Genomic DNA, 12,500 nt, shown 5'->3' on the forward strand with positions numbered 1-12,500 from the left:
AGTACGATCAGTTCTATAATACCATGTACAAAGAGTTTTAGAAAAATAATATGGTTTATTATCAATCATGTTATAAAGAACAGTACAAACCGCTGCTATTTTGCATATCAAAAAGCCATTCATAATGAATATGTTATCTTATTTCACTGCATTTTCCAATGTTCCAATGTTATCGATTGTAATCTCAATCCGGTCTCCCTTTCGTAAAAAGCGCGGTGGTTTAAACCCCTTTCCTACCCCTGCAGGCGTCCCCGTTGCAATAATATCCCCAGGTTCCAGAGTCATCCCCTGACTGGCAGCAGAAATAATATCCTCTAGACTAAACACCATATTTGAAGTGTTAGAAAATTGCCTTACCTCCCCGTTCACTTTTGTTTCTATATTCAAACAACTAGCATCATCTATAGCAGAAGAATGAACTAGGCACGGCCCCATAGGACAAAATGTATCAAAGCTTTTTCCTAAAAAAAACTGTTTATGACGTCTTTGAATGTCCCGAGCTGTCACATCATTCAATATCGTATATCCAAAAACATAATCCATTGCCTGTTCAGGACGAATTGTTTTTCCTTTTCTTCCAATAACAACAGCTAGTTCCCCTTCATAATCCAACTCTTCTGTTATATGTTCGTAACACTGAATTGTATCATTTTGTCCAATAACCGTTGTCGGAGCTTTAGTAAAAAATAAAATATTCTCCGGCACATCCTCAGATCCCATCTCCACAGCATGGTCTCTATAATTCTTGCCCACACAAAGAATGTTTTTTCGCGGTCTTGGAATCGGAGCCATCAATTTGACATCATCAAGGAGATAGCGACTAGCGAGATTCTGCTGTTCATTTGCCCAGCCTATCACTTCATTCACTTGCGAAAGAAAAGCTTCTCCCGCTTCAATGCACTCTAGCATCGTTATAGGCAATGACACTTTTCCTGCCATCTCCTTTTGGGCTTCTCTTAAATTCAATACAGTAGTCAATGTTTCCTCTATAACGCCGACAAATACCTTTTCTTGCCTTTTAGCAGTTATGAATCTCATCTCTCCACTCTCCATGCTGTAATTAACATCATCCTACATTTAATTCGCACCTTGCATAAAAAATTCCTCTAAAATTGTCACAGTGTTGACATTCTACTACAAAATCGTATACTAAAATACCACAAAAACCTTTCGGATTTGAGTTATTTGTAAAACGCTGTAACATTTTTACTACTTTTATCGAAAGCATTTCTTTTTTATGATATTTCTGTATAATATAGTTAAATAAATTGGAGCAAAAATGGTAATAGGTTGTCTTCTCGAAAATAATAAGGAGATGGAGCAAAGACTATGTTTGAATTAGCCATTGAAAAAAAACGAGCAAAAATGAAATATCTAGCTGCACGTTATGGTATGACCGCTAAACAAACAGTAACTTGCAGTCAAGAGTTGGACAGGTTATTAAACATTTTATTACTTTGGAAATTACACGATCATTTAGAAAATAAAAATGTTTAGCGCATGCTCTGTAGCGAGTATGCGCTTTTTATTATAGATTTTTCAGATTTTATACACATTTTTGGGCAAACACCCATACAATAACAATAAGATTTAAATTTTATCTGAAAGGTGTTTTGCATCATGCCTGCCATCGTAGGAAGTGTAAGCATTATCAATATTGGAAGCAGCGCCGTATTTCATATAGGTGATGTTTTCTCGATTCAGCCCTTGAGTTATGCTCGTACCTTCGCAGGTGCAGGCTCATTTAACGTAGGTCAAAATATTGCAGTTTATAATTATCAGAACACCACAAGCGTCAATGACTCAGATGTAATAGATCAACCAACTATCGGATCTTTGTAGCTCAGGAGGTGTCTGTTTGAAGCTGTACGTTAATCAAAGTATCATCATCCACAGTTTAAAAGTTGGAAGCGTGACTACGTCTTCCGTCTTTCAAATCGGAAGTGTAGGAAGCATCAAAGCATTGTCTAAGTTTACAAATACGGGAGATTATACTGAGGAAGCACGACCTTTAGAGGCAAAAGGACAAATTATTTCTACTTCGTTTGGAAGTAATGGCTCCTAGCCATAGTGACTTCCCTCCCTATTATGCATGGAGGTTGCTATGATGAACCAAGACCTGTTCCCTTATCTTCAGCAGCTTCAAGCTGTCTTGCAAGAACAGCAGCAGAAAATAGCAGACCTTGAAGCAACTATTCTACAACTATCAGAAGAAGTTGAAGCTATGAGAAAAAATCCGCCGACCTCCATTGGAAAGGTCGAGTATAAGTTCGATCAGCTCAAAGTGGAAAACTTAAACGGTACATTGAATATAGGCTTAAACCCATTCACCCCTAATCCTATAGAAGACCTTGTGATAGAAGAAGAAAAGTTAAAGGTAGAACCTGAAGCTCAGCTCTCTCCTGACTTTTATCAAGATATCATCCAAGAAATGGATCGATATTTGAATGAAGAAGCATATGGCCGTATTATCCAACTTGAAAACGAACAACGTACACCGCTTGATGAAATGTATCGGCAAATGATGATTGATGATATAAAGAAACAAATGGAGCATCGTATCCCGTACTATATGTCACAAGTAGAACCTTATCCAGAAATAACTTCTAACCCCAAATATATGAAAGAAATTATAATCCAAACAATGAAACAGGATATTGATAAAGCATTCCTTGCCTTTATTCAACATTTACCGCATAACGTTCGAAAGGAGTGGTAATTTCTGAACTTTACTGTGGTTAATCGCGAACTGAATGTAGGTAACATTCAGTGTACGGGTGTATCCTCCTCCGCTTTAGTTCTTGTTGGAGATGCTCATACATTCATTTTGACCTCCATTTTAGATACACCCCCTGAATCCTTAGCAAAAGGACCTTTCGTACCTCTTGTACTTGATGTGCCTACAGCACCAACAGGATAATGCTACTTAAAAATAAAGGAGAGAGCCGCCTTGTTTCGACGCTTTTCCGTTGTCAATCGCGTAGACATACGCTCTATGGGTTTTGCTAGCGTTCTCCAAATAGGAGATTCCAATCAAATTCAAACTCGAGCTCGAGCTATTGCCGTACAGCGTGAACTTCCCATTTACGATGCAAAGGAAGGACATTTTGCAAAATACAGCCTGTTTCTTGATACAGAGATCTCTATATTGAAGCGAGAACAGGATATACGTATGCATCAAGTACACGAAGTCCCTTTTATTTGCGTAAAATCTGTGGAAATTGTATCCTTTGGAAATTCAGGCATTTTGCATATCGGTTCTACAGATAATGTTTATGCAAATGCTCGTATTCTGCAAATTCGTCACTACATTGAGGAAGAACCTTTCTCTGAACCGAGCATATAGTAACACCATCTAAATAAAACGGCGGGTGAAAATCATGCCTTCATTTGTAGGAAATGTATTGGTGCAAAATAGTAATGGCTCTTTTAATCTAGGAGACTTTTATAACGTTTCACCGAAAGAAAACTCCAAATCGTATAACGGATCAGGCGCTTCCAATGTTGGAATTGTTATTAATACCTTCAGCGGAGTTAATGCTACAAATACATTGGACCCTGATGTAAACGATCAAAACCAAACAGCAAATGCATAAAAAGAGGTGTTCATCACCTCTTTTTATGCTTTCGCTCATTTGATTTTTTGGTACGTACCAATTTCGATGACGGCTGCTTGCAAACCCATTTCAAAAACGAAGCAATTTGTTGATCTGCTTGCAATGCTTCAATTGTATACAAACGACCCGCAAGCTCTTCATTTGTATACAATGCATGAATTTGTTTGTGACAAGCAAGACAAAGATTGGCAATTGGACCAAACGTTCCGCCCATTTCTTTCGGTATTAAATGATGCACAGTAATTTGCAAATCTTCCCGGCCACATAACTCACAAACTCCTAACTGCTTTTTCATCTGCAAATCTCCGTATTAAAATTTAATCTTCTATCTGTAGTATATAGCCCCCATCAAAAAAATATAAATACTTTTCCTTTACTTTTTGCTGAAGACTTTTCTCAACTGCTAGACTATACAGATGGAGCTGCTTGCGATAACGTTCTTCTAATATTGGTTGTGCTTCCATAAACCCTCCAGTAAACCTTTTGATACTGTCGGTTTTAAAGTCAACAAGGGTCATGCCCCCCTCCTCTTCCATAAGACAATCGATAACCCCTTGAACAAGAACCTCTTCTCTACCGCCTGTCCAATCTTGATACGTATCCTTAGCCTCTAGCATCATCGTAAACGGCACTTCTCTATGAACAGCTTTGGCGTCTTGCATGCGCTTCCCAAGAGGCGATGCAAAAAATGCTACAATCGCTTCTGCTTCCACACTTTCTGCCTGTTCTTGCGTGAGTAATTCATTATTTACCATTTTTGCTAACTGTTGCTGCACACTTTCTTTTGTAATCACGCCCCTATAATCAATATGCTGCATAGCGGTATGCATAGCAGTTCCTCTCTCCGCTGCAGTCAGACCCTTCCTTTCCATAAAACGTGGTCGTTCCTGTATCGGTATTCGTAAAGGAGTAATGAACCTTGTATCTCCTTCATCTTCTGACTGCTGATAATTTCGCTTAATATCGGTAACTGATTGCTTTGCACGATGAGTAGTAGCTTGATTATAGGCATAACGCCACATTAACCGTTCGTATACCTGTGGTTTATAGGTACTTTCAATAGATACCTCTTGCTGTTGCCGAACTGTTTCTAATAGCTCTTGACTCTGTTGCTGTTCCTCTGGCTCTGCCGCAAGTAGTGTATCTGTCTCGACTATTTCCATATGCCACTTAGCAGGATAGTCACGGATTTCCTCCGGTACTTGCGGCAGCCTAGAAGTTATTTCAGTGCTGCTTCTATGTCTCATCAAAGCAGGACCTATCCAATCAATATAAGCAGTCGCTTGTGCTCTCGTATGTTCAAGAAGCACCCACTGGTCATGCTCGCCAGCTTCTATCCATTTTTCTAACTGTGCATTTGCATCCTTTATCGTTCCAACGAGATATAGCTTTTCTTTCGCACGTGTAAGTGCCACATACAGCACACGCATTTCTTCGGAAATTAGTTCCATTTTCATCCTTCGGCCAATGGCCAATTGCGGCAGCGTAGTATACGTTATCCGTTTTTTGGGATCTACAAATTTTGAACCAAATCCTAAGTCTTTATGAAGTAAATAGCGCTTATTTATATCCCGTGTATTAAATTTCCTTGATAATCCCGCTACAAACACAATAGGAAACTCCAGCCCTTTACTCTTATGAATGGTCATAATACGTACTACATCTTCCTGCTCTCCTAATGTTTTTGCAGTTCCCATATCATCTCCTCGATCTGTTAACCGCTCTATAAATCGAAGAAAACGAAACAACCCTCGAAATGCTGTTGCTTCATATTGACGAGCACGATCATATAAAACACGCAAATTTGCTTGCCTTTGCTTACCGCCCGGTAATCCTCCTACAAAATCATAGTATCCGGTCTCGCGATAGAGTTTCCAAATCAGTTCCGATAATGATTGATGACGCGCAATGCTGCGCCATTCATCTAAGTGAGCCATAAACCATTGGAGCCTTTCAAATAGATCATCCTGTAATGATTGGTATTCTAAATAAGAGGTGATGGTTTTATAAATGGAATCTTTTTTCATATGAATACGCACACTAGCTAATTGTTCGTCTGTTAATCCTACGATAGGGGAACGCAGTATAGACGTTAACGGGATATCTTGTGCCGGATTATCAATGATATGCAAAAGGTTTAACATAATTTTGACTTCCGTTGCTTCAAAATATCCTGTTGTAAGCTCAGCATAAGCAGGTATACCATACTTTTTAAATTCCTCTATCATTTGTGGTGCCCATGGCATGGAGCGTAGCAAAATCACAAAGTCTCGATACGAAACAGGCCGCATCGTATTATGCTTTCGATCATATATCTCATATCCGCCTGCAACAAGCTCATTTATTTTCTGTGCAATTAACCGCGCTTCAAGTTGGGACGATTCTAAATCAAGTAAATCATATTCACCATTATCCGTATTCTCATCATCTTCCTTATCAACACCCGCTTCACGGTTTATAACAAGAAATTCTGCGTCTGTTTGTGTGGATTCAGGGTAGCTTGCTCCTAATTTCAGTTCAGCTTCTTCATCATATTCGATTTCCCCTACAGACTCTCCCATGATTTGCTTAAATAAAAAATTTGTACCATCAAGAACTTCCGAACGGCTACGGAAGTTCTTGGATAAATCGATTTTCATCCCCCCATTTATCCCGTGAGGAGTAAACCGTTTATACTTATCAAGGAATAAACCAGGCTCAGCCAAACGAAAACGATAGATTGACTGCTTCACGTCCCCGACCATAAATAAATTCCCATTTGCTTCAGTACCTCTTGTCACAAGCTTTAAAATAGACTCTTGTACAAAGTTTGTATCCTGATATTCATCAATAAGAACTTCAGCAAACTTTTCGCGATACTGCAGGGCAGCTGGCGAAGGTATCAACTCACTGCCTTTTGCAGAAGCATCTCTCAATACTTCCAAGCACAAATGCTCCAAATCTGTAAAATCTACCAAGCCCTTATCACGTTTCACTTCTTGAAAACGGATCGCAAAGAGCTTCACAATGTTAGTCAATTTTCGCAAAAGCGGATGCATTAATGTTAAATCCGCCAAATAACGTTGAGGTGTTCTTGTAAATAATTCTTCTTGAAGATTTTTTATAATTTCTTTTTGTTTATCACGCAGTTTCTGTGTCTGTTCAACCAAATCCTCATCGTACGCTTCCTTTTTTATGCGCTTCAAGCTCGAAAAGCTCACGTTTTGCATCGCTTCATACAGAGCTTGCCAAGAGGTATTTGCTGCCGAGATAAGGTTATCTAGCTGCATTTTGTCTGCTTCAAACGTTTCAAGGCGAGGAACGGGCCCATTCGGCTGATTCGTTAACACTATTGCTTTTTCCAAGGAATATCTTGCTGTTTCTAGACGAAGCATAACATCATCCATCAACGGCTTTTTATATGGTAAATCGTCTATTGTTTTCCCTTCTGTATGATAAAGCTCTACAAGGCCATCAAGCCATTGTTCGGGATTTGGATGAGCTCTCGCTTCTGTATAGAGCTTCAAAATCATTTCTTGTAAATCAGTATCGCTGCGATCTCCCGTATAACAATCTACTAAATCGAAAAACAGCTCATTATCTGGTGTACCATACTCATCCTCTAAAATCTCTTCTAATGTTTCTTCTTGTAGCAACTGAATTTCCGTTTCATTGCCAATCCGAAATCCAGGGTCAATATCCAATAAATAATAGTAGGTACGAATCACTTCCAAACAAAAAGAATGAATAGTTGAAATAGATGCTCTGCCAATTAAGCTAAGTTGTTTTCTTAAATGAGAAGAAGCAGAATTCATCATTAATTCCTTCTCTAATGCTTCGCTGATTCTCATTTTCATCTCCTGAGCCGAGGCATTTGTGAATGTTACAACGAGCAGACTATCTACATCGATTGGATTTTCGTTACTAGTAATTTTCTTGATAATGCGCTCTACAAGAACTGCGGTTTTCCCCGAACCAGCAGCTGCCGCTACTAGAATATCCTGACCATTTGCAGCTATCGCTTTCCACTGATCATCTGTCCATTGTGTTCCTTCCGGTTTCGGTATCATGAATTCTCACTCTCCCCTCTCATCTTATTCAATGCATCTGCTCCTTTTAATGGGCGCAGTACCCTATATTGATTATCCTCAAGCGATTCATCAAATTGACAAATCGATTTAAACTCGCAAAATGTACACGGAGTTTTCTCCTTCATCTTATAAGGAGCGATATCAATAACCCCTTCTGTAATATTAGTGCCAATTTTCTCAAACGTTCTACGCACATATTGTTTTAACACAGCAAATTCTTGTTCACTTGCTACAGCTGAACTAGAATAGAATGTACCATCTTTTTTCAAACCGGCTGATACAATATTGGAATGTCCTGTTTCCAACCCTTTATCCATAAGACGAACTGCCTCTTCTTCTGCCAGCATAAGGCCTTTCATTTTAAATTTCTTTAAAATTTCTGTTTCAATGCCTTCCGGCGACATATCTTTTTTAATATCAATCATTGGATTATGGATATGAAAATACAATACTCCAGCTGGTGTGACATCTTTCCCGCGCCCTACCCACTTACTTGCGTTAGTGACTACCACATCTAAATAAGTAAGCATCTGCAAAGCCAAACCATAATATACTTCACCCATATCCAATGTTTTTGCACTGGACTTATAGTCGATAATTCGTAAAAATGTTCCACTTTCATTTTCTGCCTTGTCTACACGGTCAATTCGACCGACTACAGACATTTGTATTCCATTTTGAAGCTGAAACTGCATCGGAGGAAGCGTCTTTTCTCCAAATCCGAACGGCACCTCCAAATCCACGGGGACAAACCCGCTTGCTTTTGCATGTTCACTTAAAATAATGGAGGCTCGTGAGATAATTTGCTGTAATTTTCTCTTTAAATAGTAAAAGCGGTTAGAACTGAGTAAGATTTCCTTCTGCAACAAGGGAGCTAGCTGTTCAATAGCTTCACTAGCTAAATACTCACATTCTTTTCTAGTCAAGTCTTCCCACCCTCTTCTTTCTTCAAGAAGACGATGAGCCATTGCTTTTAATGCTTCATGGAAAAGCTGTCCAATATCAGGTGCATTCAGTTTGAATAACTCCCTCTCTTTTAAGCGCAAGCCGTGCTGTACAAAGTGGGCATATGCACAGCTCTGGAACAGCTCCATTCGAGAGACGCTGCCCTGAATATCTTCTCCGTACAGTTGGCGACTGATATCTGTACCAAGAGTTTTTGCCTGATTTTGATAAAAAAGGCTCGACAACACACGAATACTCTTGTTCTTCCATTCTGAAGATGTAATATAAAAATTATAAACATCCCACCAAAAAGAAAGGTCTTCCTGCAGCCCATACCTTTTCCATCGCTGCAGCTGCTGTGTTAAATAGGAAAGTGTCATGGTCCGGTTCGTCACATAAGCAAATTGCTTATCTCTAGCTACATCACTTACGTCATTTGTAATAAATACATCCTCAATACGAGGAAACAATCCTTTTATACGTTTTAGTAAACTTGATGGCAACAGAGCCTTTCCTTCTTCATCTGCCAGTGGATAACAGAGATATAATTTTCGAGACGCCCTCGTTAATACATTGTAGATAACAAAGGATTCATCGAGCAGCTTTTGCCTGCTTGATGGTGCCAATTCTATCCCTGAGTCTAGCAAAACTTCCCGTTCTTCATCTGAAATCATACCATCCTGAGATGGAATGGCTGGAATAACCCCTTCATTTGTCCCAACCACGAAAACGGCTTGGACGTCAGACAAACGTGAGCGGTCGATATTCGCAACAATTACTTGATCTAATGAAGCAGGAATATTAGCAAATTCTAACGACTCTAATCCTGTTCCTATTATTTTGATAAACATATCAAGCGACAGTTTTTCTTCACCCAATACTTCCACACATTTATCTAGCAGGGCAACGACTTCCTTCCATACTTGCTCATGGTCGCTTGCGAAAATCAAGTTTCCTTTTTTCTCTTCTTCTGCCCGCATAGCCTCTAACTTTTCAGGTATTTTTAATTCATCTAAACATAAATATAAAGCTTCACACATTTGTCTCGTGCTTTTCGCTCTCTTTAACCGTTTCTGCAGCAGCAGCAGTGGCTCTGCCACAAGCATTCTCAATTGATTAATCTTCTGCTCAAATTCTAGTTCTTCATCCGTATGCCTGCTAGAAACCCCTTCAAGACCTCGGTACCTTCTATAAGTCCATGGCATTTCGTTTGTCCATTTACTTCCCTGAACACCATAAGCTAAGCAATAGTTTTCAAACTCATCCATTTCTTCACGTATCTGCTTTTTATTGCTCTTTATCGGGAATAACAGCTCCGTTTTAATCGTGCGGAATACAGCATCGTAGCGCCAATGTCCATGTATCACTTCCAAAGAAGAGCGAATAAACTCAATAAGCGGATGATGCAGCATAGATCTTTTTTGATCAATAAAGTATGGAATATCATGATCTTCAAAAACGGTCTTGATTAAATCATAATAATCATTACCATTTCGAAGCATAACAGCTATGTTGCGATAACGATACCCTGTACGTACCAGCTCTCTTATCTCACGAGCAGCTCCTTCGATTTCCGCTCTTCTATTTACTGCCGAATGAATAGTAATATCTGCATCATCAAAAAACGGCTTGTATGGACGCACATCATAGTATTCTTCTAGATGGGCAAGAGATGAGCTTTTAACAAAGCGCTGCTGCCCTGTTAACACAATAGGAGAATGGATTGGAGTTTGTAATTCTTTCCCAAGCTGATATACCCTTTGATATGTCTTAGATGACATAAAAAATAGGGAAAGCTCATCTAAGTCCCTATTTTCACATGGTTCCTCTAGAGTTAGACAAACATTGACTCTTTCGCAGTGCTTTAGTAACCCTTTGATTATTTCTAATTCTTGCGGGGCAAACGTATGAAAACCATCTATATATATAACTGCATCCTTTACATATCGAGAAAAAGGAAGCTTTTGACAAAGCAGGCGAAGATAGTCTTCTGAATCTAGATATTTGCCTATCAGCGCCTTTTCAAATTCTTCATAAAGCAGATGCAAATCGTGAAGCTTTGTCGCAAGAAGCGCATCTTCTGTTTTCGTACTAGTCAATTCCAACTCCTGTTGCTGTAAATACAGCTCAGCAGGATTCAGATTGTATCGTTTCAGCTCTGCAATCATTGTGCTTAGTTGTTCAAAAAAACCATTTTGCTCCGCAGCTTTTTGGAACACCTTCAAATCTTGCTTTTTCAGCTCTACAATTTTGCGCAGCAACATGTTAATGCCGACTTGATCAATATGAAGGCGGCTGGCTCCGCCTGTTTCTAAAAGCACCTTCCAAGCTAGGCGCGTAAAACTGAATACCTGAGCACGAATTGCCCCTCCTAGCCTTGCAGCTAACGCTTGCTGTGCTTGAAACGTCATTTGCTCTGGTACAATATATAAAATTGTTGCTCCAAAAGGATCGTTCTTACTTGCTTTTTCGATTTCCTGCAAACAATACTCGCTTTTCCCGCTTCCGGCACGTCCAAGAACAAATTGAAGTGACATATACTTCCCACCTTTATATAACAAATTCCTATACTCTATTTTACCATTCATACCACACTCTAGTACATATGTTCTATCGTGATAAAATTGAATCCACCTGATTATTTCAGGTGGATTTCTTTTAGAATTTTGTCCCAGTCTCCTGTACAGGCCAATAACGAAGGTCCACTTTTCCAACAATCTGATTAATCTTCACAAACCCGAAATAGCGACTGTCTTGACTGGCCAAGCGATTATCACCAAGAACAAAAATATGCCCAGGCGGTACTACTTGCTCTCCAGTAATACTCTGTAGAGTAAAATCTCCTGTCAGCGGGCTACCAACCATTTGCTTTTTATAAGCATCTAAATATGGCTCTTCCACTTTCTGACCATTTATGTATAACGCATCGTCTTTATAAAATAAACGATCTCCCGGTAAACCAACAATTCTTTTTACATAATCTTCCTGTTTATTTGCATGAAATACAATAACATCAAAGCGATGCAGCTCTCCAATCTGATAGCCGATTTTATTGATAACCAATAAATTACCGTCTTGCAATGTTGGCATCATAGACTTTCCTTCTACAACATACGTAGAAAAAAAGAATGTTCGAAAGAAGATAGCCAGTATAATACCAATCCCAATTGTTTTAATCCATTCCATTCCCTCTTTTTTCAGCTTTTTACTCATCTCATTTTCCCCCCTTCATTGTAACAAACATACATACCAATGCTTATTTCTTATGTAATTCCAGCCTTATCTCAATTCTCTTCCCAACATACCATAAGAGAAAAATACCGCCTACAGCAATAATAGTTCGAATTGGCTTGTGGATTAGTGCTAACGCATCAAATCCCACATAGCTAATCATTAGAACCATCACAACCTTGCCAAGCATAAGCGCCAGCATAAACTGCTTCATGCTCACTCGAGACAAACCGGCAACAACATTGATTAATGCTGATGGAGTAAATGGAAAGCAATAAAGAATAAAAATCGGGCCAAACCCTTTTCTCTCAATCCAACGCATCGACTGACGCACTTTCGGGTGCTTATTTAAAAAGGAAAAAAAACGGTGCCGGCCATACTTTCTAACGATTAAACAAAGCAGCAGTGCCCCGATACAAGAACCGAGCCAAGAATAAAAAAAACCGGCCCACAGTCCATACGCTGCAGCATTTGCCATTACAAATGCAAACAACGGCAATACAGGCACAAACGCTTCCACCAATGTCAGAGAAATGCCGAACAGCGGTCCGAACGCACGATAGCTTCGCAGCAGCTCTTGTATATTTTCAATTGTCATATATTCCTTTATAGCATGTAAATCCATATATGTATAAAT

General features: G+C 39.3%; 13 protein-coding genes. 7 read left to right on the forward strand and 6 right to left on the reverse strand.

The features are described 5' to 3' along the window. Positions 1-138: 138 nt before the first annotated feature. Positions 139-1,038, reverse strand: coding sequence for a fumarylacetoacetate hydrolase family protein (locus tag J7Q84_RS03145; protein WP_209092925.1), 900 nt, complete (start codon positions 1,036-1,038; stop codon positions 139-141). A gap of 291 nt (positions 1,039-1,329) precedes the next feature. Here J7Q84_RS03145 and J7Q84_RS03150 point away from each other — a divergent pair, with 291 nt between their 5' ends. The 7 genes from J7Q84_RS03150 to J7Q84_RS03180 all read left to right on the forward strand — a co-directional run bounded on the left by J7Q84_RS03150 (position 1,330) and on the right by J7Q84_RS03180 (position 3,596). Beyond that, the gene (locus tag J7Q84_RS03150; protein WP_209092926.1) at positions 1,330-1,497 is read left to right on the forward strand and encodes an aspartyl-phosphate phosphatase Spo0E family protein; all 168 of its coding nucleotides are present in this window, start codon (positions 1,330-1,332) and stop codon (positions 1,495-1,497) included. A gap of 123 nt (positions 1,498-1,620) precedes the next feature. Beyond that, the gene (locus J7Q84_RS03155) at positions 1,621-1,842 is read left to right on the forward strand and encodes a spore germination protein (protein ID WP_209092927.1); all 222 of its coding nucleotides are present in this window, start codon (positions 1,621-1,623) and stop codon (positions 1,840-1,842) included. Between the two features lie 16 nt (positions 1,843-1,858). Continuing rightward, positions 1,859-2,065, forward strand: coding sequence for a spore germination protein GerPB (locus J7Q84_RS03160; RefSeq protein ID WP_209092928.1), 207 nt, complete (start codon positions 1,859-1,861; stop codon positions 2,063-2,065). A gap of 39 nt (positions 2,066-2,104) precedes the next feature. Next, positions 2,105-2,719 (forward strand): spore germination protein GerPC, encoded by a 615-nt coding sequence (gene gerPC, locus J7Q84_RS03165; protein ID WP_280635547.1) that lies wholly within the window; start codon positions 2,105-2,107, stop codon positions 2,717-2,719. A gap of 3 nt (positions 2,720-2,722) precedes the next feature. Continuing rightward, positions 2,723-2,920 carry a spore gernimation protein GerPD gene (locus tag J7Q84_RS03170; protein ID WP_209093109.1) on the forward strand — a complete coding sequence of 66 codons (198 nt, stop codon included), beginning with the start codon at positions 2,723-2,725 and terminating at the stop codon, positions 2,918-2,920. Positions 2,921-2,950: 30 nt separating this feature from the next. Then, positions 2,951-3,346 carry a spore germination protein GerPE gene (locus J7Q84_RS03175; RefSeq protein WP_209092929.1) on the forward strand — a complete coding sequence of 132 codons (396 nt, stop codon included), beginning with the start codon at positions 2,951-2,953 and terminating at the stop codon, positions 3,344-3,346. 34 nt (positions 3,347-3,380) lie between these two features. After that, positions 3,381-3,596 (forward strand): spore germination protein, encoded by a 216-nt coding sequence (locus tag J7Q84_RS03180; protein WP_209092930.1) that lies wholly within the window; start codon positions 3,381-3,383, stop codon positions 3,594-3,596. Positions 3,597-3,609: 13 nt separating this feature from the next. Here the strand turns inward: J7Q84_RS03180 and J7Q84_RS03185 are convergent, their stop codons facing one another. The 5 genes from J7Q84_RS03185 to J7Q84_RS03205 all read right to left on the reverse strand — a co-directional run bounded on the left by J7Q84_RS03185 (position 3,610) and on the right by J7Q84_RS03205 (position 12,488). Further along, positions 3,610-3,912 (reverse strand): HNH endonuclease, encoded by a 303-nt coding sequence (locus J7Q84_RS03185; protein ID WP_209092931.1) that lies wholly within the window; start codon positions 3,910-3,912, stop codon positions 3,610-3,612. A 22-nt stretch (positions 3,913-3,934) separates the two neighbouring features. Further along, entirely contained in the window at positions 3,935-7,666 is a 3,732-nt protein-coding gene (gene addA / locus J7Q84_RS03190; RefSeq protein WP_209092932.1) for a helicase-exonuclease AddAB subunit AddA, read from the reverse strand. Beyond that, positions 7,663-11,169, reverse strand: a complete 3,507-nt coding sequence (addB, locus tag J7Q84_RS03195; protein WP_209092933.1) for a helicase-exonuclease AddAB subunit AddB — start codon at positions 11,167-11,169, stop codon at positions 7,663-7,665. The genes addA and addB overlap by 4 nt, the downstream gene beginning before the upstream one ends. 121 nt (positions 11,170-11,290) lie before the next feature. Further along, positions 11,291-11,845, reverse strand: a complete 555-nt coding sequence (gene lepB, locus J7Q84_RS03200) for a signal peptidase I (protein WP_209092934.1) — start codon at positions 11,843-11,845, stop codon at positions 11,291-11,293. Positions 11,846-11,888: 43 nt separating this feature from the next. Further along, positions 11,889-12,488: a TVP38/TMEM64 family protein gene (locus J7Q84_RS03205; RefSeq protein WP_209092935.1), complete on the reverse strand. Its 600-nt coding sequence runs from the start codon at positions 12,486-12,488 to the stop codon at positions 11,889-11,891. Positions 12,489-12,500: the final 12 nt, after the last annotated feature.

The organism is Bacillus sp. 165, from assembly GCF_017742235.1.
Classification (GTDB): domain Bacteria; phylum Bacillota; class Bacilli; order Bacillales; family Bacillaceae_G; genus JAGHKQ01.

Bases quoted from the DNA above. Each gene is read 5' to 3' on its own strand.
- addB (WP_209092933.1), bottom strand. From the start codon at position 11,169: ATGTCACTTCAATTTGTTCTTGGACGTGCCGGAAGCGGGAAAAGCGAG.
- lepB (WP_209092934.1), bottom strand. From the start codon at position 11,845: ATGAGTAAAAAGCTGAAAAAAGAGGGAATGGAATGGATTAAAACAATT.
- addA (WP_209092932.1), bottom strand. From the start codon at position 7,666: ATGATACCGAAACCGGAAGGAACACAATGGACAGATGATCAGTGGAAA.
- J7Q84_RS03205 (WP_209092935.1), bottom strand. From the start codon at position 12,488: ATGGATTTACATGCTATAAAGGAATATATGACAATTGAAAATATACAA.
- J7Q84_RS03185 (WP_209092931.1), bottom strand. From the start codon at position 3,912: ATGAAAAAGCAGTTAGGAGTTTGTGAGTTATGTGGCCGGGAAGATTTG.
- gerPC (WP_280635547.1), top strand. From the start codon at position 2,105: ATGATGAACCAAGACCTGTTCCCTTATCTTCAGCAGCTTCAAGCTGTC.
- J7Q84_RS03155 (WP_209092927.1), top strand. From the start codon at position 1,621: ATGCCTGCCATCGTAGGAAGTGTAAGCATTATCAATATTGGAAGCAGC.
- J7Q84_RS03145 (WP_209092925.1), bottom strand. From the start codon at position 1,038: ATGAGATTCATAACTGCTAAAAGGCAAGAAAAGGTATTTGTCGGCGTT.
- J7Q84_RS03180 (WP_209092930.1), top strand. From the start codon at position 3,381: ATGCCTTCATTTGTAGGAAATGTATTGGTGCAAAATAGTAATGGCTCT.
- J7Q84_RS03150 (WP_209092926.1), top strand. From the start codon at position 1,330: ATGTTTGAATTAGCCATTGAAAAAAAACGAGCAAAAATGAAATATCTA.